The organism is Telluria sp. ZT3P25 (assembly GCF_059685895.1).
Map to the genome: position 1 here is coordinate 3538388 of NZ_JCASIJ010000001.1, position 23876 is coordinate 3562263.

Here is a 23876-nt window from a genome sequence, read left to right on the forward strand (position 1 = left end):
CCGCGATGATTCTGCGAAGCTTCGGGTAAATGAATACCGATACTGCTATTGCGACAGGCAACCCAACCGCAACCAGCGCCGTACCAGGATCGATGCCGATGGCATATCGAATGGCAATCGCCGCGACACATCCCCAAAATATCGAGGACGTGAGTGTGTAACAAACAACGACAACCCGTTTTCTGATTTCTTCCATGTGCAAATGCGCGATTTTACGTGTTGAGAGAGAATTCTGGCCAGATAGGTGAAATCATCGATCAAGGCCGCAAACTCAATTTTTTCGCCTGCTTTCCACCTTTTTTTGCAGATTTTGCAAATGCGAAATTAGTTCAAGCAGACCAAGCTCCTGTACCGTTTTTTGAAGGTCCACGCTGGTTTTAATTTTTGCAATGCGATCGGCTGATTGACCCTTGCACCGTGCTAGCCAAACCTCTTTGGCAGCGTCTGGACTGGATGCGGCTCCCGCCGCCACGAGAATGCCGGTGATCTTTGCGTACGGCGGTACCGGATTGGACAGGTAATACGGTTGCGTTACCATGAACGGTACGAATACGGATGGATCTTCGATCATCTTCGGGTTGCAAGCCAGCGCGGCTTGCTTCAGCGACAAGATGGCGGCGATCCATGGTGTCATTCCCTTTTCGCCTGCATCATTGATATGAAGCCTGATAACGTCAGATGTCAGCAATGCAGAAACAACGTTCGGGTAGCCAAGATAGGCCGCCAATGTCAGCGGAGACTGACGCCCCTGCTCTTTTCCGAGCAAACCAGCCGTCGAACCGCTCAAGATATATCGGCGTATTTCATCGGCAGCGCTGGCTTCAGCCGCGATCATTTCTTCAGCACTTCCTGTAGTTTCTCCCACTGAGTAAATACGGTCAGCCAAAGATGCGATGACACTGGATGGATCGCGTGCCAGCTCTGCGGCATTCGCAGAGGAAGAAAACGAGAGACATGCTGCCAGTAAAAATGCATAAGCTGGTCTTGTTCTTCTGGATGTCGTCATGTGGTCCGATTGACTGGGTTCGATCGCTGCGTAATCCAGATATTGAATTGAGCCATGAGCTTGGCATCGCTTCCGAATGGTACTGCAATGGATGACGAGTGCGCGCCTGAGGATGCCGCACTGGTTCCGAAAACGATGAGCGCAGCAGCGACTACAGACAGCGCAATCCTACATTCGAGCCAGCTTCGGGACTATTCGTGTGCTGAAGGTACCTGACTATCATGAGGCTACATTTCATCACGAGGAGATCAGCATGGCTATGCAAAATGAAGACAATGACGTCAAGGCAAATCGTGACCAGCAGCGCATGGGTGACGGCGCAGGCAGCGACCCCGCCGTGGACAAACCGGCCGAAACTGAAGAACAGCAGGCGACGATGCCGCCAAGTGAGACCGACGACGACCAGTATGATCAGGGTACTGTGCGCACCGAGCCCTGAGCGTCGTCATTCGGGGGCACTAACCTCATCGAAGTTTGAGGGATCCTACAAATGCGCCCTTCGACCACGTAACAGCACCGGGATCGGCAGTACCCGTCACGCAACTGGCACGTCGTCAGCCGTCGGCCAGTGATCGGGATCCTGCAGCAGCTGGTACATCACATAGGCATCGATATAGCCCAGGCGCTTGTGCCGAAACGCCTTGGGCAGTGTGCCGACAATCGAAAAACCGAGCTTCTTCCACAGCCCGATGGCCGGACCGTTGGTGCTGACCACATGGTTGAATTGCATCGCCAGATAGCCGCGCTCGCGCGCTTCGGCCAGGCTGTGCTGACCCATCGCACGGCCCACGCCCGCGCCCTGCGCCGTCGGGCTGACCATGTATGAGGCATTGGCCACGTGATGGCCGCGCCCGACCTGGTTCGGTACCAGGCGGTACATGCCCAGCACCCGACCGCCCGCGCTCACCGCGACAAAGCTGGCCACGCCCTCACCCAGCCAGTAGTGGTAACCGGCTTCGCGGGACGTTGCCGTGCTGAAGACATAGCTTTCACCCGCCTCGATATGGGCGCAAAAAATAGTCCAGATCGACTCGAAATCGGCTTCGAGCGCAGGACGGATAACAAGATCTTTCACAACAATCTACAGGAGTGCCGGGACAGGGCGGTCCGCTATTTTGCCTGAAAATACACAGATTATCACGCACTATATTGACATTTTAGCTACGGCCGAGGCGGAAGTCGGCGCTGTCCGGGCGCCCCGGCAGATGCAGGCGGCTGGCCGCTGCCGGCGCTTCGGCCACGACCTGGCCGCGCCGCAAGACGAGACGGCGCGGGGCGCGCAGGCGGATGGCTTCCACCGTCGAGCCGGCGTCCAGGATCACCAGGTCGGCATGGCAGCCGGGCGCCAGGCCATAGCCGTCGAGTCCGAGAATGCGCGCGGGCGTTTCGGTGATGGCGGTGAAACACGACTGCATCGCTTCCAGCCCCGTCATCTGCGCCACGTGCAGGCCCATGTGCGCCACCTCGAGCATGTCGCCCGAGCCCATGCCGTACCACGGATCGAGCACGCAATCGTGGCCAAAGGCGACGTCGACGCCGGCCGCCATCAGCTCGGGCACGCGCGTCATGCCGCGCCGCTTCGGGTAGGTGTCGTTGCGGCCCTGCAGCGTAATGTTGATGAGCGGATTGGCGATCGCCGCCACGCCGCTCTCGGCGATCAGCGGGATCAGCTTGCTCACGTAATAATTGTCCATCGAGTGCATCGACGTCAGATGCGAGCCAGCCACCCTGCCCTGCAGCCCCAGGCGCTGCGTTTCGTACGCCAGGGTTTCGATATGGCGCGACATCGGATCGTCGCTCTCGTCGCAGTGCATGTCCACGCGCAGACCCCGTTCGGCGGCGAATTCGCACAGCAGGCGGACGGACTCGGCACCCTGCGCCATCGTGCGCTCGAAGTGCGGAATGCCGCCGACCACATCGACACCCATGTCAATCGAGCGCTTGAGGTTCTCGAACGCATTGGCGCTGCGCAGCAGGCCGTCTTGCGGAAACGCGACCAGTTGCAGGTCGAGATACGGCGCAACGCGACGCTTGACTTCCAGCAGCGCCTCGACCGCCAGCAGCCGGTCGTCGCACACGTCGACGTGGGTGCGGATCGCCAGCAGGCCGCGCGCCACTGCCCAGTCGCAATAACGCAACGCGCGCTCGATCAGCGCATCCTGGCTCAGCTGCGGTTTCAACTCGCCCCACAGCGCGATCCCTTCCAGCAAGGTGCCGCTGCGGTTCACGCGCGGCAGGCCGTAGCTCAGCACGGCATCCATATGGAAATGCGCATCGACGAATGGCGGGCTGACCAGGTCGCCGGCAGCGTCGATCTCGCGCACGCCGCGCGCTGCGAGTTGGGGGGCCAGCGCTGCGATGCGGCCGTCCTGAATGCCGATATCGATGCCGGTGCGGCCATCTGGCAGCGTGGTATTGCGGATCACGAGGTCCATGGTGACTCCATTAAATGGTTGCCCGATTGTAGCAACTGTAGCGCCGCCGTATGGCAATGCTGCAACGCAATATCACCCTCGCCGAATAAGCCGCCATCGTTCATTGCATGGGCCCACAATCGTGGGTACACTGACTTTATTGCAGCGCGCCATACTTGATAGATAGGAAACTTCATGACCTCACTCTCCGAGCAGTTGTCCGCAGCACCCAATCATTACCTGACTGCACCGATGAACGCCCAACTCACGGTGCTCAATGCATTGACCACCCAGGCGCTCGACAGCGCCAGCCGCATCACGGCGCTGAACCTGTCCACGTCCCAGGAAGTCCTCGAGCGCTCGGCGCAGACGGCGCGCCAGCTGATCGGCGCACGCGATGCGCGCGACCTCGCCGTACTGCGCAGCCACGCCGAAGAACAGGTGCGCAGCCTGTTTGCCTACAGCCGCGAATTGCTCGGCATCGCTGCCGGCGTCCAGCCGTTTCTGGTGCGCAGCGTGACGCCGGCACCAATGGCAGCGCCGGTCGCCGAGATGGCGCAGGCCGTAACCGAAGCCGGCGAGGACGCCTCTGCTACATTGCAGGCAGCGGCCGAGCGCACGATCGAGGCCGTTGCAGCGGCACCGGCGCCGGTTGCAGAATCGCCAGCGCCAGAAATTGAAACAGCGCCAGCAGCAGAAGCTGCACCCCAGCCTGCCCCGGCCATCGAAGAAGTGGCCAGCATGGTGCAGGAACCAGCGCCCGATGACGCGGCGCTGAATGTACTGTCGAGTCCTGCGGCCGCCAAGCCCACGCCGATCGCCCAGGCCGCCGGCAACGGCGCCGTCCTGGCGGCAACGCCACTGGCGCCAGCAGCCGCGCCGATCGAGCGGCGCGACCCGGACGCTCCTGCCACGGCGGCCACGCCACGCCGGCGCCGCAAGTAGTGACATGGCGGGCGTCATAGCCAGAGCGCAGCAGACGAGGGCATCAAGCAGGGTGCTGCGCTGCGCCAACTAGGCAAAACGACTACACTAGCGGGCTCTGGCCCGCTTTTTTTTCGGGCGCAACCGCAAGGAATTCGAATGAGTTTGTCCAGGCTGATCGGCGGCTTCGTGCGCCGGCATTGGCAATCCTATGCCTCATCGGCCGTAATGCTCGTCGGTGTGGCGATCTGCACGGTCCTCATCCCACGCAAGGTCGGCGCACTGGTCGACGCGCTCGCCAACAACCGCCTGGCCGAACAGGACCTCCTGCTCGGTATTGCCCAGGTCCTCGGCCTGGGTGTGGCCATCTATGTGCTGCGCGTGTGCTGGCGCATCCGCCTGTATTCGGCCGCCTACCAGCTCGGTGTCGAGCTGCGCACGCGCCTGTATGCACGCCTGGCTGCGCAAGGCCCGGCCTTCTATCAGCGCCAGCGCACCGGCGACCTGATGGCGCTGGCCACCAACGACATCGATGCCATCGAAATGGCCGCCGGCGAAGCGCTGCTGGCCGCGTTCGACGGCACGCTCACGCTGGTGATGGTGCTCGGGATCATGACGCTGGGCGTGGACTGGCGCCTGGCGCTGGTTGCGCTGCTGCCGTTCCCGCTGATGGGGCTCGCGTTCTGGTACATCTCGACCCACATCCAAAAGGCCGAGGGGGATGCGCTCAAGGGGTTCTCGAAGCTGAACGACCATGTGCAGGAGTCGCTGTCGGGCGTGCGCACGCTGCGCGCCCTGGGCCTCGAAGCGCGCAGCAGCACCCAGTTCGGCGTGCTGACGGCCAATGCGGCCGAGGCCAGCTTCACCGCACAGAAATGGGAAGCGGCCTACGAACCAGCGGTCGGCCTGGCACTGACTGCTGCCACCGGCCTGACGCTGGGCCTGGGCGGCTACCTGGTCTGGCAGAACGAACTGACGGTCGGCGCGCTGACCAGCTTCACGATGTACCTGGGCCAGCTGATCTGGCCCATGTTCGCCGCCGGCTGGGTGGTCACGCTGATCGAACGGGGCCGCGCCGGCATGGCGCGCCTGCAGCCGCTGCTCGAGGCGCCGCTGTCGGTCGAAGACGCCGGCACGATCGACCAGGTGGGCCAGGGCCCGCTGGTACTCGATGGCGTCACGTTCACGTATGGCGTGAACGGTGCCGGCAAGGACGGCGCGGCCGCCGACGACACGGCGCAGGCGCCAGCACTGTCCGACGTGTCCGTCACGCTCGAACCCGGCCAGACGCTGGGCCTCGTCGGCCCGACCGGCTCGGGCAAATCGACGCTGCTGCGCGTGCTGCTGCGCCAGGCGACGCCGCAGCAGGGCCACGTGAGCTGGGCCGGGCAGCCGCTCGACGCCTATCGCCTGAGCGCCCTGCGCGGCGCCACCAGCTGGGTGCCGCAAGAGTCGTTCCTGTTCTCGGCCACGATCGCCGAGAACATCGCGCTGGCCCGGCCCGACGCTTCGCGCGCCGAGATCGAAGGCGCGGCGCGCATGGCCGCCATCCACGACGACATCCTGCGCTTCCCGTATGGGTACGACACGCCGGTCGGCGAAAAAGGCATCACGCTCTCGGGCGGCCAGCGCCAGCGCGTGGCGATTGCCCGCGCGCTGCTGGCCGACAATCCGCTGCTGCTGCTGGACGACGCGCTGTCGGCGGTGGACACCGGCACCGAAACACGCATCCTCGATCACCTGGCCGAGCTGCGCCGCGCGCGGCCCGAGCGCGCCGCCATCATCGCCAGCCATCGCCTGTCGGCGGTGGTCGCGGCCGACCACATCGTGGTCCTGCGCGCCGGGCGCGTGATCGAAGCAGGCACGCACGACGAACTCTTGCTGCTGGACGGCTGGTATGCCAGCCAGTGGCGCTACCAACAACTGGAGGCCAGCCTTGACGCAACCTGAAGCAACGCTGGACACGGCCGACGCATCCACCACGGCGCCGCCGCCGAAAACTGATAACAGCCTGGAACGCGGCGTCATGCGCGACCAGGCCAAACTGGCCACGCGCCTGCTGCGCCGCGCCGCCGCGCCCGAACGGCGCCACCTGATCATCGCCACGCTGTGGCTGATCCTGGCAGCGGCCTTCGAAGTGGTCGGCCCGCTGCTGGGCAAGGCGCTGATCGACGACCACCTGCTGCCGCGCCATCTCGACTGGCCGCAGATGGCCCTGCTGCTGGGTGGCCTGGTGGTCACCGGCTGGGTCTCGAGCTGGGTGCGCTACCTGCAACTGATCCGCCTGTCCGGCGTGGCGATGCGCTCGGTGCAGCGCCTGCGCGAGTGGGTCTATGACCACGTGCTGCGCCTGCCGATGGCGTTCTTCGACCGCGCCATCACCGGCCAGCTGGTCAGCCGCGTGACGAACGACACCGAAGCCGTCAAGACACTCTACATCCAGGTCCTGTACGTCTTGCTCGACAACTCGATCGTCCTGATCGGCACGATGGTCGCGATGGCCTGGCTCGACTGGCGCCTGATGCTGATCGTGCTGTTGCTGGTGCCGGCGGTGGTCGGCATCGTCTGGCTGTATCAGCGCCTGTCGGCGCCGGCAGTCACCCGTGCGCGCGCCCTGCGTAGCGACATCAATGCGCAGATGGCCGAGTCGATCGGCGGCATGACCGTCCTGCAGGCCAGCAATGCCGAGCTGCGTTTCGGCGAACGCTTTCTGGTCACCAACCGCACCCACTACACGGCGCGCCTGGCCGAACTGCGCGCCAATGCCTTCCTGCTGCGCCCTGCGCTCGACCTGCTCAACGTGGCCTTGCTGGCGCTGGTGATCTTCGCTTTTGGCCAGCGCGACATTGGCGCGGTCGAAGTGGGCGTGCTGTACGCGTTCGTCAGCTACATCGCGCGCGTGGTCGAGCCGCTCATCCAGATCACGATGCAGTTCAGCGGCCTGCAGCAGGCGGTGGTCGCGGCTGCACGCGTCAACACCCTGCTCGATGAAGCGGGCGCACCGGAGCACGACGTGGACCGCATGGACGGTGAGAACGCGTTTTCGCCCGATGCCCCGGCAGTCAGCGTGCGCAATGTCGACTTCGCGTACGTTCCCGGCCAGCCGGTGCTGCACGACCTGTCGCTCGATGTCCCGCAAGGCGCGTTCTTCGGCATCGTCGGTCACACGGGCAGCGGCAAGTCGACACTGCTGTCGCTGCTGCTGCGCTACTACGTCGTCGAACAGGGCAGCATCGAGATCGGTGGCGTGCCGCTGGCCAAGATCGGCAACGAGCGCTTCCGCAATGAAGTGGGCCTGGTGCCGCAGGACCCGTTCATCCTGGCCGCCAGCGCGCGCGAAAACATCGACATGGGCCGCGGCCTGCCGCTCGAACGCCTGATGGACGCCGCGCGCGCGGCGCATGCGCATGACTTCATCAGCGCGCTCGAACAGGGTTACGACACGCAGCTTGGCGAAGGCGGCTCACGCCTGTCGTCGGGGCAGAAGCAGCTGATCGCCATTGCCCGCGCGCTGGCCGGCGAGCCGCGTGTCCTGCTGCTCGACGAAGCGACGTCGCGCATCGATAGCGCCACCGAACAGGTGGTGCAACAGGCGCTGGAAGAACTGCGCGGCAAGGTGACCATCATCGCCATCGCGCACCGCCTGTCGACGATCCGCGACGCCGACCGCATCATCGTGCTCAACCACGGCAAGATCACCGAGGCCGGGCCGCACGAAGAACTGATGCGCATCGAGGGTGGCCTGTACCAGCGCCTGTATCTGCTGCAGCAGATCGCGCTGTAGGGTAGTCCCGGCGGGGCAGCTCAGGGGCGGCTCCAGTTGACGCAGCCGCCCGGCGCGCCCGCCCCGCTCACCAGCAGCGCGCCGTGCCGGTACAACGTCAGGTGGTGTCGGGCCGGGATGGCCATCACGACCACGCCCATCGCGCGGTCGCTCCAGACCAGGCGCCCGTCGACGGCGTCGAGCGCGGCGAACACCTCGCGTGGCCCGGCGCCCGGATGAAACACAACGGTGGTGAGGTTCTGGCCAGGCGGCGGCACGAGCGCCCAGCCACCGAGGGCGGCGCTGCCGGCGGCCAGCAACGCCAGGCTGGCCAGCGAGCCGCGCGCACCCGTGCCGCCACCGCGCCGCTGCAACCAGCGCCAGCCCAGCACCAGTGGCACTATGCCGAACACGACCAGCCAGGCCAGGTCCCACAACAGCGGATCGGGACTGTCCACACGGATGCGGTGGATGCCCAGCAGCCAGTGCGACAGCAGTGCGTCGATCGTATGCCACAAGCCGAAGCCCACCAGCATGGCGCCCGCCAGTGGCCAGCCCCATTCCATCGCGCCGCGCCGCTGCGCGCGCCACAGGCCCGCCAGGCCCACGAGCGCGACCACGTACATCAACAGGTGGAAGTAACCATCCCACAGCACCTGCAGGCGCAGGTCGTCCATGCCGGGCACGAGGCTGAACAGATGGTGCCATTGCAGGATCTGGTGCAGCAAAATACCGTCGAAGAAACCGCCCAGGGCAAAGCCCAGCGTCCCGCCCCACCTGACCCACGGTGATGTCCACATGGCCGACCTCTACAGGGATAATCGTACGGCCAGTATAGGTCGATGGCTCGACGGCGCACGCACGCTTGCCAACGCCGCGTGAGACACTTGGAAACGATGCCGCTGTGTCATTTTTGTGACATTTCACGACAAACTGAATTTCTTGTTTGCAACAGCAATATAATATTCCAAACCAACTTCTGCCGGCTTTCCCCGGTGCGACGAAACCACGGCATGTTCGCTATCCTGCACCGCGCCCTGTCGCGCTCCCGATCCAACGCCGTGGCCTTGTCCCTGTGCGTGGCGTCGGCCTGTGCGTTTGCCAGTAGCGCGCCGGCGCTCGATGCGCGCCTGGCCGAGATCCGCGAAGTCAACCGCATTGTTCCCGAACGCGCGCTGCCGATGCTCGAAGCCATCGAGGACCAGGCACGCGTGGCACCGCTGCCGCAGCGGATCGAATTTCTGAACCAGATGGCCGCCGCCCGCCACGGCATGGGTCAGCATGCGCAGGCATTCGCGCTGGCCAACGAACTCATTGCCCTGGGCCGCCAGCACGACCATACCGGCGCACTGGCCAAGGGCCTCTTGATGCAGGGGTATGCCGCGTTCGCGCAGCACCGCCCGGGCGAATCCCACCGCCTGATCTGGGAAGCCGAAAAGCTGGCCAACACCACGAGCGACATCGATCTGCGCGTGCGCACTGCGATTTCGTCGGGCGAATCGTATGCCGAGGAAGGCAACCTGCCACGCGCCCTGCAGGGCCTGCAGAGCGCCGCTGCACTGGCGCGCTCGAGCGGAGATCCGATCCATACCGTGATGGCGCTGTATTCCCTGGCGCGCCTGTATTCGCAGATGCGCGAACCCGAAAAAGGCTTCGCCGTACTGGACGAGGCCTACGCTGCCGCGGCCAGCGCCAACTCGCCCGGTCGCACGATGCTGCTCAAGCGGATGGAATACGGTCTGGCGATCGATAGCGGCCAGAACGAGCGTGCGCTGCGCGTGCTGCAGGAAGGCCTGGCGCTCGAACGCAAGATCGGCGCCAGCAATCGTATCGCCGGCACCCTGGTCAACCTGTCGGACTGGTATCTCAAGACGGGCGACTACCGCAACGCCGTCAGCTACGCCCAGCAGGCAGTCGATGCGGCGCGCCCGCTGAACGATCGCCGGCTCGACGCGATCGCGCACCTGAACCTGGGCCAGGCCTTCCTGGCCACCGGACGGCTGGTCGAGGGCAAGCGCCATATCGAGGCCGGGATCGCCGGCTACGAAGAAATGGGCGACAAGCCCGAACTGCAAACCGCGCTGGTGGAATACGGCGAGGCGCTCGAGCGCGCGGGCGACCTGCCGGGCGCCCTGAAGGCTTATCACCGCGAGCGCAAGCTATCGAACGAGCTGTTTGAAAAGCGCCGCCAGCAGGCGATGCTCGAGCTGCAAGAGAAGTACGAGGCCGAACGCAAGCAGCGCCAGATTGAACTGCTGCGCAGCGAGAACACGATCAAATCGGCCGAAATCGACAACCGCCGCCTGCAGCAGCGCGTCTGGTGGCTGGTGCTGATTGTGATCGCGCTGGCGGCAATCGTGGTGGGCCTGTTATACCGCAAGGTGCGCCACGCCAATGCGCAGCTGCACGCCAAGAACCACGAACTCAAGCAGCAGAGCGTGCGCGATCCGCTCACGGGTCTGTACAACCGCCGTCACTTTCTCGAGTACATGCGCGCGCTGCCGGCGTCCGTCCCGGCAGCGCCCGGCGAAGAAGGCGTGGGCGCACTGTTCCTGCTCGACGTCGACCACTTCAAGCATATCAACGATACCCACGGCCACGCGGCCGGCGATACGGTGCTGACCACGATCTCGGCCAGCCTGGCCGACATCCTGCGCGAGACCGACATGATCGTGCGCTGGGGCGGCGAAGAGTTCCTGGCCTTCCTGCCGTCGGTCCCGCGTCATCGCATGGACGAAGTGGCCGCGCGCATCCTGGGTGGCATCAATGCCACCGTCATCGACCATGGCGGCGTGAAGATTGCCATAAACGTGTCGATCGGCTTTGCACCGTTTCCGCTTGCCGTCGGCAAGCAGATGATGGCGTGGGAACGCGTGGTCAACCTGGTGGACATGGCGCTGTACATGGCCAAGTCGCATGGCCGCAACCGCGCTTACGGCGTGCGCGGCTTTGCCGATGGCGAGCGTGTCAGCCTGGATGTGATCGAGCAGAACCTGGAACACGCCTGGCGCTCGGGCCAGGTCGACATGGCCATCGTGTACGGCGACCCGGACATGCCGAGCGCCGCCAACGCTTAACCTTCCTTGTCCTTGTCCTTGCCAGCGTTTTCCTGAATCGCCTGGCCTGCCCGCTCGACCGACTTGCCCATCTTCTCGGTGGCGCGCTCCAGGCCCCGGCTGGCTTCCTGCGTCGCATTGCCGACTTTGGCGCGCGCATCGTCGACGGCGTCGTCGGCGCGCGCAATTTCATTCTTCACCGACCTGGTAACCCCGGTAATAGCGTGGTCGAGCGCCTTGCCGACGCGCTCGGCCGGGCCCTTGCCTTCGTCGTCGCGCGCGCAGCCGGCCAGCGCCAGCAGCAGTGCCGACACCAGCAACGTGTTCGTGGTGATGGCTTTCATGCTTTGCTCCTTGTTTTCAACGCGTTCGATACTACACAAGGCGTGGCGGCGTGGCTGTCCTTACGGGGTCAGCGCGAAGGATCGGCCAGCGGGTGATCGCGCCGGCCGGCGTCGATGCGCGCCTTGACTTCACGCGTGCGCGCATCTTCGCCCCAGCGCTTGGTAAACGTGCCCAGGCGGCTGCGGGCCTGTTCGAAGCTGCCCGCATTCAGCAAGCGCTCGATGGCGTTGTTGGCGGTGGTCCACGCAGCGCGGCGCTGCTCGGCGCGCGTGCAGGCCGCGGCCGCCGTATTGAGCGCGCTTTGCACCTGGCGCAGCTGCTCGGGCGTCGCACGTGTCTTGCGCAGCGCGATCAGGTCGTCCTGCGCTTCCTTCGGTTTGCACTCCTTGGCCAGTGCGATGGCCGACGCCATGCGCCGCTCGATGCGGGCCGCAGTCGGCTTGGTCAGCATCCAGGCCAGCCACAGGACGCTGAGGCCGATCAGCCACCAGCGCAGGCGGATTGGTTTGCGCGTCGGGACGGCGGGGCGTGGCGCGGCATTGGCGCGGACGGGCGGTGGCGGTGGCGGTGGTGGGACGGGCCTCGGGACAGGCGCTGGCTGGATCACTGGCGCTGGCGGCGTTGGCGGCACTGGCGGCGTTGGCGGCACTGGCGGCGTTGGCGGCACCGGTGGCAAAGGCGGCATCACGACCGGCGGCGCCGGCACGGGGCTGACCGGCCCCTGCGCCGTACCGCACCACGGGCAAAAATCGACCGGATGGGGGAACGCGCGGCCGCAGCCGGTGTTGATGCAGGAATCGTCGTGTGCCATGGTGCCCCGTATTTCGCTGTTGCCGTACATGCCGAAAGACGGCCTGCCAACTGCTGTCTTGATCGTGATGGAAGGCCGCATGATAGCGCCCCGCACGGCCACGCGTCGCGCTGTTTGCCCGGTAGCACCGCCTGATCCCTCACGGTGCAACGGAACGTATAATGACCGCTTCCCCCTTTTTATCTGCGCCGATGACCGCTGCCGCCCCCATCCTTTCCGACGACGATCTGCCCGCCACCGTGGTGGACGCCGCGACCGCGCACCTGGCGGCCGTGCTGTCGATCGCCCTCGAACACGGCCCGGCGCACAAGGCGCTGGTCGTGTACGACACGCGCACGCCGCTGGCGCGCGCCCTGCTCGCCGGCTACCGGCACAATCTTCCCGACGCCGCGTTCGTCGACTTCGACAGCGTGACGCCCGATGCGGTGCTGGCGGCGTTTCGTTCGATGGCCGCGCACGACCTGGTGGTGCTGGTCCAGTCGACCAATTTCCGGCTCGACGGCTTTCGCATCCGCGTCGAGCTGTTCAAGCTCGATTTAAAAGTGATCGAGCACGTGCACCTGTCGCGCATGCCCGGCATCCAGGGCGAACACTATGTCAATGCGCTGGCCTACGACCCCGCCTACTTCCGCGGCACCGGGCGCGCGCTCAAGGCGCTGATCGACGCCGCGCCACATGGCCGCGTGGTCGGCGGCGGCGAGACGCTCACCTTTGCCTCGCCGTTCGAATCGGCCAAACTCAATATCGGCGACTACAGCGAGATGAACAACGTCGGCGGCCAGTTCCCGATCGGCGAAGTATTCACCGAGGCGCAAGACCTCGAAGCCGTGCATGGCCGGGTCCAGATCCACGTGTTCGGCGACACCAGTTACCGCTCGAACCATCCCGATGTACCGGTTACCTTGATCATCGAAGCGGGCCGCGTGACCGGCACCGAGAACGCCACACCCGCCTTCGAGCAGGTGCTCGAGAACATCCGCCTCGAGGAAGGCGAAGTGTGGGTGCGCGAGCTGGGCTTCGGGCTGAACCGCGCCTTCACGCGCGACCTGCGGGTGGACGATATCGGCACGTATGAGCGCATGTGCGGCATCCACCTGTCGCTGGGCGCCAAGCATGGCGTGTACACGAAGCCGGGCTTCAAGCGCAAGGATGCGCGCTTTCACATCGACGTGTTCGCAGTCACCGATGCGGTGTTCCTGGGCGACGTGCAGGTATATGCCGACGGGCGCTGGCAGGCCTGAGCCGGACCACGCCTGCCGGCCGGTGGTATGATTTCGACCTCATTCACCGAGCTACCATGATGCCAGACACCGTCTCCCAGCATGTCAGGGAAATCCAGGCCATTGCCGCCGTGCCGCGCGTGCTGGAAACAGTAGCGACCATGACCGGGCTGGGGTTCGTCTGCATCGCGCACGTCACCGACACCACCTGGACCACCTGCGCCGTCCACGACGAGCTCGGGTTCGGCCTGCAGGCGGGCGACCCGCTGGACGTCACCACCACGCTGTGCGAAGAAGTGCGCGCGACGCGCCAGCCGATCGTCATCGACAGCGTGCGTGACAGCGATTCGTACCGCGACCACCACACGCCGCGCCTGTACGGGTTCCAGAGCTATTTTTCGATCCCGATCTTCCGTCCTGACGGCGACTACTTCGGCACCCTGTGCGGCCTCGATCCCAAGCCGGCGGCGCTGAGCACGGGCGCCACAGTGGAAGCCATGACGCTGTTCGCCGAACTCATTTCGCGCCAGCTCGAAACCGAGCGCTCGCTGCGCGATACTCGCTCGGACCTGCTGTCCGAACGCGAGACAGCCGAACTGCGTGAACAGTTCATCGCGGTGCTGGGCCACGACCTGCGCACCCCGCTCAGCGCCATCCTGACCGGCGCCGAACTGCTCAAGCGCCGCAGCACCGATCCGGCAACCGACAAGATCGTTGAACGCGTGCGCAGCAGCGCCATGCGCATGGCCGGCCTGGTCGACAACGTGGTCGATTTCACGCGCGGGCGCATGGGTTCCGGCCTCGCGCTCGAACTGTGCCAGAGCGCCGACGTCCACCTGATGCTCGACCAGGTGGTCGACGAGCTGCGCGGCGTGTACCCCGACCGCGTGATCGAGTCCAGCATCGCGCGTGATATCGCGCTGCGCAGCGACCCGCAGCGGCTCGCCCAGCTGCTGTCGAATCTGCTCAAGAATGCGCTGCTGCATGGCGACAGCGGGGAGCCGATCCAGGTGGACGCGCGCATCGACGGCGCCAGCTTCGTGCTCGCCGTGAGCAACGCCGGCCCCGATCTGAGCCAGGCCGTCATCGCCCAGCTGTTCAAGCCCTACTGGCGCGCCACCTCGCGCGCCGGCGACGAAGGCCTGGGACTGGGCCTGTACATCGTCGACCAGATCGCGCGCGGCCACGACGGCGCGATCGGCGTCACATCAACGGACGGGCGCATCACGTTCACCTTCAGCATGCCGGCGGCATAGCTTTCTCTCAATGCTTGCCGGCCTGGCCGCGCCTGCCCATACTGTTTGCCATTTGTGCAACCATGTCTGGAGAAGAAGATGCGTTCCGCCCTGCCCCGCCGCCACTCCCATGTTGTGTATCTCGCCGCCTGCATCGCAATGCTGGCCGCTGCCGGCGCACATGCCGATGACAGCGCCGACGACAGCGCCGCCATCGCCCGCATCGAGTCCGGCCTGCGCCCGGAAGTCGCCCTGGCCGATGTGCCGGTAGCGCCCCTGGCCCTCATCGACGAAATGAAACGGCTGAACGTGCCGGGCGTGAGCGTGGCCGTGATCAAGGACGGCAAGGTGGCCTGGACGCGCGGCTACGGCGTGGCCTGGGCCGGCGGACCCGCCGTCACGCCGCAGACGCTGTTCCAGGCAGCCTCGCTCAGCAAATCCGTGTCGGCCATGGCGGCGCTGCGCATGGTCGAACAGGGCAAGCTCGATCTGGATGCCGGCATCGACCAGGCGCTCACTAGCTGGACGCTGCCGAAGGGTGACGGAACGCCGAGCCTGCGCCAGCTGCTGTCGCATACCGGTGGCATGAGCGTCTCGGGCTTTCCCGGCTACGCCGCCGGCAAGAGCGTGCCAACGCTGCAGCAGGTACTCGATGGCGCCGCCCCCGCCAACACGAAGGCCATCCGGGTCAATGCGGCGCCGGGGTCGGCCTTCCGCTACTCGGGCGGCGGCTACACGCTGGTGCAGCAGGCGATGATCGACCGCGCCGGCCAGCCATTCGACGCGATCCTGCACGAACTGGTGCTGGCGCCGCTGGGCATGACCGCCAGCACCTATGCCCAGCCACTGCCGCCAGAGCTGGCGCCCAGCGCCGCGCGGCCGCATGACGAGGACGGCAAGCCGTTCCCCGGCGGCGCCTATACCTATCCCGAGCAGGCTGCCGCCGGCCTCTGGACCACGCCGAACGACCTGGCGCGCTTCGCGATCGCGATCCAGCAGGGCGCGGCCGGGGCGACGGACGGTGTGCTCACGCCCGCGATGACGCGCACGATGCTCCAGCCGGTGAAGAACAACTATGCGCTGGGCTTGCAGATACAGGATGGCGGCAAGGGCTTCAGCCACGGTGGCAGCAACCAGGGCTTCAAGGCGGTGTTCTACGCTGCCGTCGCTGACGGCAGCGGCGCGGTCATCCTGACCAATGGCGACAATGGCATCGACGTGGCAGCAGGTCTGATGCGCGCCATCGCCTACGAATACAAATGGGACACCAACCAGACCAAACTGCGCAAGGCCGTCGCTCTCGCACCGGAAACGCGGCGCACGCTGGTGGGCCGCTACCAGCTCGACGCCGTGACGGACTTCGAGATCGCCGAGCGCAAGGGTGAGCTGGTGCTCAGGCAACGCGGCGGCCAGTGGGAACCGTTGTACGCGGAATCGGACAAGGTCTTGTTCGTTTTGTCGCGCGACCTCGAACTGCACCGCCATGACGCCGACTTTGGCAAGATCGTGCAGGGCACGTGGGTTCGGGGGTACGCGCGCGTGACCAACATGTACTGAACCATGGAATCAGCATGCAGGCGCCGCCATTGGTGTGGCGCGCGCCACATGTATCTGGATTTTTACAAATACGTTAAGCAATTGAGGAATATCAACGATAGAATTCCTGTCATATTTCCAACAACAAATCCAGGGGAATCATGTTTCGTTTGCCAATCGGCGTAGCAGCTCTATGCCTCGCAGCATCATCGTTTGCCGCAGCACCGTTCGACGACAAGTTCCGCCAGCTCGATGAGCTGCTGCCGACGCCAGGCACGATCCGCACCGCCTCCGGCGCCCCGGGCCACGCCTACTGGCAGCAACGCGCTGACTACACGATCCGCACCACGCTCGATGAAGCCAAACGCGCGCTCTCCGGCGCCGGCACGGTCACCTATCACAACAATTCCCCGGATACCCTCAAATACCTGTGGGTGCAGCTCGACCAGAACATCTACAAGACCGACTCGGATGCGCGCCAGAGCGCCATCCTGCCGTCGCGCGATGCCTGGGCCAATGGCACCCAGACCACCGGCCTGAAATACGATGCCCTGCGCACGGTGCTCGAGGGGCGCACCTTCCCGGGCGGCTTCGACATCCTGGCGGTCAAGGATGCGGGCGGTCGCCCGCTGCCGTACACCATTAACAAAACGATGATGCGGATCGACCTGCCGCAGCCACTCAAACCCGGCGCGAAGGTGACGTTCGGGATCGACTGGCGCTACAACATCAATGAGCAGAAGGTGCTCGGCGGGCGCGCCGGCTACGAAACCTTCGACGACAAGAACGACCTGTTCGAAGTCGCCCAGTGGTTCCCGCGCATGGCTGCCTACTACGACGTGTATGGCTGGCAGCACAAGCAGTTCCTGGGCTCGGGCGAATTCACGCTGGAATTCGGCGACTACGACGTGCGCATCACGGTGCCGGGCGACCACATCGTCGCTTCCACGGGCGAGCTGCAAAATCCGGGCGAGGTCTTGACGGCCGCCCAGCGCGATCGCCTGCAACAGGCGAAGACCGCGAAAAAGCCGGTCATCATCGTGACCCAGGCCGAAGCCGAAGCTGCCGAGAAGGTCCGCAGCACGGCCATGAAGACCTGGCACTTCAAGGCGAAGAACGTGCGCGACTTCGCGTTCGCGTCGAGCCGCAAGTTCATCTGGGATGCGCAGGCGGTCAAGAGCGGCAAGCAGGACGTGCTGGCGATGTCGTACTACCCGAAGGAAGGCAATCCGCTGTGGGAGAAATACTCGACCCAGGCGATCATCCACACCATCGAGCAGTACAACAAGTACTCGTTCGACTACCCGTACCCGACCGCGATCTCGGTCAACGGCCCGGTGGGCGGCATGGAATACCCGATGATTTCGTTTAACGGTCCGCGTCCGAGCAAGGACAAGAAGACCGGCGAACTGACGTACTCGCAGCGCACCAAGTATGGCCTGATCGGCGTGATCATCCACGAAGTGGGCCACAACTACTTCCCGATGATCGTCAATTCGGACGAGCGCCAGTGGACCTGGATGGATGAAGGCCTTAACTCGTTCGTGCAGTTCCTGGCGCAGGAAGCCTGGGAAGCCAACTGGCCGGGCGGCCGCGGCGATCCGCGCGCCATCACCACCTACATGAAGAGCACCAACCAGGTGCCGATCATGACGAATTCGGAATCGGTTCTGCAGTTCGGTAACAACGCCTATGCCAAGCCGGCCACCGCGCTGAACGTGCTGCGCGAAACGGTGCTGGGCCGCGAGCTGTTCGACTTCGCGTTCAAGGAATACGCCGAGCGCTGGAAGTTCAAGCGCCCGACGCCGGCCGACTTCTTCCGCACGATGGAAGACGCGTCGGGCACGGACCTCGACTGGTTCTGGCGCGGCTGGTTCTACACCACCGATGCGGTGGACGTGAGCGTCGACGGCATCACCGAGTACACGGTGTCGTCCAAGGACCCTGAAGTCGAGAAAGCCATGGCGCGCGCACGCCGCGCCGCCGAGCCGGTGTCGATCACGGACCAGCGCAACAAGGGCATGCCACGCCGCGTCGATGCGCACCCGGAACTGAAGGACTTCTACAACGAGAACGACGAGTTCACCGTCACCAACAAGGACCGCAACAAGTTCGCGGAAACGACGGCCGATCTGGAAGACTGGGAAAAGGCGCTGCTCAAGGAAGGCAAGCACCTGACGCTGGTCGACTTCTCGAACGTGGGCGGCCTGGTCACGCCACTGATCGTGGAACTGACGCTGAAGAACGGCCAGAAAACCATCGAGCGCATCCCGGCCGAAGTCTGGCGTTATTCGCCGACGAAGATCACGAAGCTGTTCGTCACCGATGAACCGATCGTCGGCCTGACGCAGGATCCGAACTGGGAAACGGCCGACGTCGATGTCAGCAACAACAGCTGGCCACGCAAGGCGACGCCGTCGCGTCTCGAACTGTTCAAGACCGAACGCGATCCGAACAACCTGATGCGCGACTTCAATTCGAAGCTCAAGACGAAGGATGCGCAAGGCACGCCGGCGCCGGAGGCGGCGCCAACGCCAGCGGAATAACGCAGCATCCGGTTGGTTCATTACCCGGGCGGAGCGATCCGCCCGATGTCATTTTTTGGGTACCACGATCATGAAACTCCCCCACCTGCACGCGGCCTTCGCGACCCTCACCCTCGGCGTTGCGATGACTGCCGGCGCGGCCGGTCCGGCCTTCGACGACAAGTTCCGCCAACTGGACGAGCTGCTGCCGACACCCGGCGTCACGCGCAACGTGGCCGGTGCGCCGGGCCACGCCTACTGGCAGCAGCGCGCCGACTACAAGCTGCGCGTCACGCTCGACGAAGCCAGTCGCGCGATCAGCGGCGCCGGCACGGTCACCTACCACAACAACTCGCCCGACACGCTGTCGTACCTGTGGGTGCAGCTGGACCAGAACATGTTCCGCAGCGACTCGGACAACCGCAAGATCACGACGCTGCCGTCGCGCAGCGCGTGGCAGGCCAGGGGCAACGATGGCGTGAAGTTCGACGCGCTGCGCTTCACGCTCGAAGCAGGCAAGTTCGCCGGCGGCATCGACATTCAGAGCGTGACCGGCAGCGATGGCCGCGCGCTGGCGCACACGATCAACAAGACGATGATGCGGATCGACCTGCCGCAGCCACTCAAACCGGGTGCAAAGGTGTCGTTCAACGTGGCCTGGCGCTTCAACATCCCCGAAATGAACGTGCTGGGCCGCCGCATGGGCTTCGAGCGCTTCAAGGACGGCAACGACATCTACGAAATCGCGCAGTGGTTCCCGCGCATGGCCGCCTACTACGACGCGGCCGGCTGGCAGAACGCGCAATACCTGGGCGACGGCGAATTCACGCTGGAATTTGGCGACTACGATGTGGCGATCACGGTGCCAAGCGACCACATCGTGGCCGCCACGGGCGAGCTGCAGAACGCGGGCGAGGTCCTCACGAGCGCCCAGCGCGGTCGCCTGCAGCAGGCGAAAACCGCGGGCAAGCCGGTGATGATCGTGTCGCAGGCGGAAGCGCAGGCGACCGAAAAGGGCCGCGCCACCAGCAACCGTACCTGGCGCTTCAACGCGAAAAACGTGCGCGACTTCGCGTTCGCGTCGAGCCGCAAGTTCATCTGGGATGCGCAGGGCATCAAGAGCGGCAAGCAGGACGTGATGGCGATGTCGTACTATCCGGCCGAAGCGAATCCGCTGTGGGAAAAATACTCGACGCCGGCCGTGATCCACACGATCGAGCAGTACAACAAGTACTCGTTCGACTATCCGTATCCGGTGGCGATCTCGGTCAACGGCCCGGTGGGCGGCATGGAATACCCGATGCTGTCGTTTAACGGCCGCCGCCCCGTCAAGGACGCCAGGACGGGCGAGCTGACGTACTCGCAGGCGGCCAAGTATGGCCTGATCAGCGTGATCATCCACGAGGTGGGCCACAACTACTTCCCGATGATCGTCAATTCGGACGAGCGCCAGTGGACCTGGATGGACGAAGGGATGAACAGCTTCCTGCAGTTTTTGGCCGAACAGGCGTGGGAAGAGAACTACCCGGCGCGCCGTGGCGAGCCGCGCGACATCGTCGACTACATGCGCAGCACGAACCAGGCGCCGATCATGACGAATGCCGAGTCGACGCTGCAGCGCGGTGCGAACGCCTACGCCAAGCCGGCCACGGCCTTCAATATCCTGCGCGAGACGGTGCTGGGACGCGAGCTGTTTGACTTCGCGTTCAAGGAATACGCCGAGCGCTGGAAGTTCAAGCGCCCCACCCCGGCCGACTTCTTCCGCACGATGGAAGACGCCTCGGGCACGGACCTCGACTGGTTCTGGCGCGGCTGGTTCTACACGACCGACGCGGTGGACATCAGCGTCGACGGCATCAGCGAGTACACGGTGTCGTCGAAGGACCCGGAAGTCGAAAAAGCCTGGCAGCGCGCGCGCCGCGCCGCCGAACCGGTGTCGGTGACCGACCAGCGCAACCAGGGAATGCCGCGCCGCGTCGATGCGCATCCGGAGCTGAAGGACTTCTACAACGAACACGACGAATTCACCGTGACCAACAAGGACCGCAACAAGTTTGCCGAAACGACGGCCGGGCTGGAAGACTGGGAAAAGGCGCTGCTCAAGGAAGGCAAGCACCTGACGCTGGTCGACTTTTCCAATCGCGGTGGCCTCGTGATGCCGCTGATCGTCGAACTCACCCTGAAAAGCGGCCAAAAAACGATCGAGCGCATCCCGGCCGAAGTGTGGCGTTATTCGCCGAAGAAGATCACGAAGCTGTTCGTCACCGATGAACCGATCGTCGGCCTGACGCAGGACCCGTACTGGGAAACGGCCGACATCGATGTCAGCAACAATAGCTGGCCACGCAAGGCGACGCCGTCGCGCCTGGAGCTGTTCAAGACCGAGCGCGATCCGAACAACCTGATGCGCGACGCGGCCACGCCGTTGAAAGCGGCACCGAAGGCGGCGCAATGACGCTGCACGGATTGAAGTCGCTGCTCCTGGCGCTGCTGCTGTGCGTTAGCGCTGCGGCCAGCGCGCACCGCTTCCACTTCGGCATGACCGACATCTCGTACAACGCACGCACCGAGAGCACGGAAATCGTCCACACCTACACGGCGCACGATATCGATGCGCTGCTGCTCAATCTGTACGGGCGCCAGTTCGACCTGAGCGACGCGGAAGACCAGGCCGTGCTGCGCACCTACGTCGAGCGCCACTTCTGGCTCGCCGACAAGAACGGCAAGAAGCTGCCCGTGACCTGGGTCGGCATGACGGCCGATGCGCAAAGCGTCATGATCTACCAGGAGCTGGCCGCCACGCCGCTGTCGGCAACGGCCTTCATCCACCAGGGCGTCCTGGTCGACTTCATGGCCGAACAGGTCAACACCGTGAACCTCAACGAAGGCGGCGCCGTGCGTTCGCTGACCTTCATGCGCCAGACGCTCGAACAGCCTGCGCGCTGAACCCTTACTCTGAAATTGCCATGCTGCTTCGCCCCATGCCTCTTCGCCCAATCCCTTGCGTGCTCGCCGCGCTGTTCGTCTCATCCACCGTCCATGCCGATGATTTCCAGCTCCAGCGCGTGCTGGTCGAAGGTGCCCGCGCCAGCCAGCTTGGCATCGCCGATTCGGCCGGCGCCGGCAGCGCCGGTGCGAAGGACCTGGCCGGGCGCATCGCGTACCGGCCGGGCGAGCTGCTCGAAGTCACGCCCGGCCTGATCGCCAGCCAGCACAGCGGCGAAGGCAAGGCCAACCAGTTCTACCTGCGCGGCTTCAATCTCGACCACGGCACCGACCTGGCCACCTGGGTCGATGGCATGCCCGTCAACCAGCGCAGCCACGCGCACGGCCAGGGCTGGACCGATTTGAATTTTTTGATTCCCGAACTGGTGGGCCGGCTCGATTACCGCAAGGGTCCGTATTCGGCGCGCGAAGGCGATTTTTCGTCCGCTGGCGTGGCGTCGCTCAGCTATGCCAATCGTCTGGTGAAAAGCATCGCGTCCGCAACGGTCGGCCAGGACGGCTACGCCCGCACGATGCTGGCCGGTTCGCCCGAGGTTGCCGGCGGCAGCCTGCTGTACGCGCTGGAGCTGATGAAGAACGACGGCCCATGGACGCGCCCCGACGGCTACCGCAAGATCAACGCCGTGCTGCGCTACAGCCAGGGCTACGCCAACAATGGCTGGAACGTCACCGCGATGAGTTACAGCGGCCACTGGAATTCGACGGACCAGATTCCGCTGCGGGCCGTCGAGGATGGCCGCATCGGCCGCTTCGACCTGATCGACGACAGCGACGGCGGCAAAGCGCGCCGCCAGAGCATCTCGGGTATCTGGCGCAGCACGGACACGGATTCGGCCTCGAAAGTCAGCGCCTACGTCATCCGCAACGAGCTCGAACTGTTCTCGAACTTCACCTACTTCTTGAACGATCCGGTCAACGGCGACCAGTTCGCCCAGCCCGACCGGCGCGTGACGACGGGCGTGGACGCCAATCACACGTGGCACATGCACCGCAGCGACACGCTGTCGTCCGACCTGACTGTGGGCGCGCAACTCCAGAACGACAATATCTACAACGGCCTGTACGACACCCGCAAGCGCGCGCGGATTGCCACCACGCGCGAAGACCACATCGTCGAGACGAGTGGCGCGGTGTTCGTCGAGAATGCCACGCGCTGGAGCGATGCGCTGCGCACGGTCGTCGGTGTGCGCGCGAATAACTACCGCTTCCGCGTCGATGGCGACCGGCCTGAAAACGCCGGCAAGACGCACGACACGCTGGTGACGCCGACGCTGAACATCGCCTATGGCCCGTGGGCCTCGACCGAGCTGTATGCCAACTACGGCCACGGCTTTCACAGCAACGACGCGCGCGGCACGGTCGCCACGGTCGATCCGAAAACGCTCGATGCGGTGGATCGCACGCCGGGCCTCGTGCGCTCGCGCGGCGTGGAGTTTGGCCTGCGCACCGAGGCAATTCCGAAGATGCAGATGTCGCTGGCCGTGTACCGTCTCGACTTCGATTCCGAGCTGACCTATATCGGCGACGCCGGCAACACCGAGGCGGGCGATCCGAGCCGCCGCTACGGCATCGAGTTCTCGAACTACTACCGGCCCTACAAATGGCTGTCGGTCGACTTCGATGCGGCTTGGGCCCGCGCGCGTTCGCTGGGCAACCGGATCCCGGGCGCGATCGAAGGCGTCGCGCAACTGGGCGTGACGGTCGACCGCAGCGGCCCGTGGTCGGGCTCCCTGCGCCTGCGCTGGTTCGGTCCGCGACCGCTCATCGAAGACGACAGCGTGCGTTCCAAGGCAAGCGTGACCCTCAACGGGCGCGTGGGCTACCAGCTGGCAAAGGACCTGCAGCTGGAACTTGAAGCGTTCAACCTGACGAACCGGCATGCCTCGGCGATCGACTACTTCTACGAGTCGCAACTGGCGGGCGAGACCGCGCCCGTGGCGGACGTGCATTTCCACCCGATTGAACCGCGCTCGCTGCGCCTGACGCTGGTCAAGACCTGGTGAAGTCTGGCCGGGCGGCAATGAAAGTGCTAGGC

At 64.8% G+C, this 23876-nt stretch carries 18 protein-coding genes; 12 read left to right on the forward strand and 6 right to left on the reverse strand.

Translation table 11 applies throughout. The features are described 5' to 3' along the window. Positions 1–271: 271 nt before the first annotated feature. The gene (locus tag AC56LY_RS15685) at positions 272–1006 is read right to left on the reverse strand and encodes a hypothetical protein (protein WP_499580982.1); all 735 of its coding nucleotides are present in this window, start codon (positions 1004–1006) and stop codon (positions 272–274) included. Positions 1007–1259: 253 nt separating this feature from the next. Here AC56LY_RS15685 and AC56LY_RS15690 point away from each other — a divergent pair, with 253 nt between their 5' ends. Beyond that, a complete protein-coding gene (locus tag AC56LY_RS15690) occupies positions 1260–1445 on the forward strand; it encodes a hypothetical protein (protein ID WP_499580984.1) in 186 nt (61 codons plus the stop codon). Positions 1446–1541: 96 nt separating this feature from the next. Here AC56LY_RS15690 and AC56LY_RS15695 read toward each other — a convergent pair whose 3' ends face one another. After that, on the reverse strand, positions 1542–2081 hold the full coding sequence (locus AC56LY_RS15695) for a GNAT family N-acetyltransferase (protein ID WP_499580986.1): 540 nt from the start codon (positions 2079–2081) through the stop codon (positions 1542–1544). An 82-nt stretch (positions 2082–2163) separates the two neighbouring features. Next, a complete protein-coding gene (locus AC56LY_RS15700) occupies positions 2164–3441 on the reverse strand; it encodes an amidohydrolase family protein (protein WP_499580988.1) in 1278 nt (425 codons plus the stop codon). Between the two features lie 174 nt (positions 3442–3615). Here AC56LY_RS15700 and AC56LY_RS15705 point away from each other — a divergent pair, with 174 nt between their 5' ends. The 3 genes from AC56LY_RS15705 to AC56LY_RS15715 all read left to right on the forward strand — a co-directional run bounded on the left by AC56LY_RS15705 (position 3616) and on the right by AC56LY_RS15715 (position 8128). Next, entirely contained in the window at positions 3616–4365 is a 750-nt protein-coding gene (locus AC56LY_RS15705) for a phasin family protein (protein WP_499580990.1), read from the forward strand. 138 nt (positions 4366–4503) lie between these two features. Next, entirely contained in the window at positions 4504–6294 is a 1791-nt protein-coding gene (locus AC56LY_RS15710; protein WP_499580992.1) for an ABC transporter ATP-binding protein, read from the forward strand. A gap of 76 nt (positions 6295–6370) precedes the next feature. Beyond that, positions 6371–8128, forward strand: coding sequence for an ABC transporter ATP-binding protein (locus AC56LY_RS15715; RefSeq protein WP_499582064.1), 1758 nt, complete (start codon positions 6371–6373; stop codon positions 8126–8128). 20 nt (positions 8129–8148) lie between these two features. Here AC56LY_RS15715 and AC56LY_RS15720 read toward each other — a convergent pair whose 3' ends face one another. Then, positions 8149–8907 (reverse strand): DUF2243 domain-containing protein, encoded by a 759-nt coding sequence (locus tag AC56LY_RS15720; RefSeq protein WP_499580994.1) that lies wholly within the window; start codon positions 8905–8907, stop codon positions 8149–8151. A 213-nt stretch (positions 8908–9120) separates the two neighbouring features. Between AC56LY_RS15720 and AC56LY_RS15725 the strand changes: the two genes are divergently transcribed. Further along, positions 9121–11184: a sensor domain-containing diguanylate cyclase gene (locus AC56LY_RS15725; protein ID WP_499580996.1), complete on the forward strand. Its 2064-nt coding sequence runs from the start codon at positions 9121–9123 to the stop codon at positions 11182–11184. Here the strand turns inward: AC56LY_RS15725 and AC56LY_RS15730 are convergent. Together AC56LY_RS15730 and AC56LY_RS15735 are read right to left on the reverse strand one after the other, a co-directional pair. Then, on the reverse strand, positions 11181–11507 hold the full coding sequence (locus tag AC56LY_RS15730) for a hypothetical protein (RefSeq protein ID WP_499580998.1): 327 nt from the start codon (positions 11505–11507) through the stop codon (positions 11181–11183). The genes AC56LY_RS15725 and AC56LY_RS15730 overlap by 4 nt on opposite strands. A gap of 68 nt (positions 11508–11575) precedes the next feature. Further along, a complete protein-coding gene (locus AC56LY_RS15735; protein WP_499581000.1) occupies positions 11576–12319 on the reverse strand; it encodes a hypothetical protein in 744 nt (247 codons plus the stop codon). Between the two features lie 161 nt (positions 12320–12480). On the opposite strand from AC56LY_RS15735, the gene AC56LY_RS15740 reads away from it, so the two are divergent. The 7 genes from AC56LY_RS15740 (at position 12481) to AC56LY_RS15770 (ending at position 23844) form a co-directional block, all read left to right on the forward strand. Continuing rightward, positions 12481–13560, forward strand: coding sequence for a hypothetical protein (locus tag AC56LY_RS15740; protein WP_499581002.1), 1080 nt, complete (start codon positions 12481–12483; stop codon positions 13558–13560). Positions 13561–13616: 56 nt separating this feature from the next. Then, on the forward strand, positions 13617–14795 hold the full coding sequence (locus AC56LY_RS15745; RefSeq protein WP_499581004.1) for a GAF domain-containing sensor histidine kinase: 1179 nt from the start codon (positions 13617–13619) through the stop codon (positions 14793–14795). 78 nt (positions 14796–14873) lie between these two features. Beyond that, positions 14874–16331: a serine hydrolase domain-containing protein gene (locus AC56LY_RS15750; protein ID WP_499581006.1), complete on the forward strand. Its 1458-nt coding sequence runs from the start codon at positions 14874–14876 to the stop codon at positions 16329–16331. A 140-nt stretch (positions 16332–16471) separates the two neighbouring features. Beyond that, on the forward strand, positions 16472–18856 hold the full coding sequence (locus tag AC56LY_RS15755; RefSeq protein WP_499581008.1) for a M1 family metallopeptidase: 2385 nt from the start codon (positions 16472–16474) through the stop codon (positions 18854–18856). A 70-nt stretch (positions 18857–18926) separates the two neighbouring features. After that, entirely contained in the window at positions 18927–21290 is a 2364-nt protein-coding gene (locus AC56LY_RS15760) for a M1 family metallopeptidase (RefSeq protein WP_499581010.1), read from the forward strand. Beyond that, positions 21287–21781, forward strand: coding sequence for a DUF6702 family protein (locus tag AC56LY_RS15765; protein WP_499581012.1), 495 nt, complete (start codon positions 21287–21289; stop codon positions 21779–21781). Before AC56LY_RS15760 ends, AC56LY_RS15765 begins: the two co-directional genes overlap by 4 nt. Positions 21782–21816: 35 nt before the next feature. Further along, entirely contained in the window at positions 21817–23844 is a 2028-nt protein-coding gene (locus tag AC56LY_RS15770) for a TonB-dependent receptor (RefSeq protein WP_499581014.1), read from the forward strand. Positions 23845–23876 lie beyond the last annotated feature (32 nt).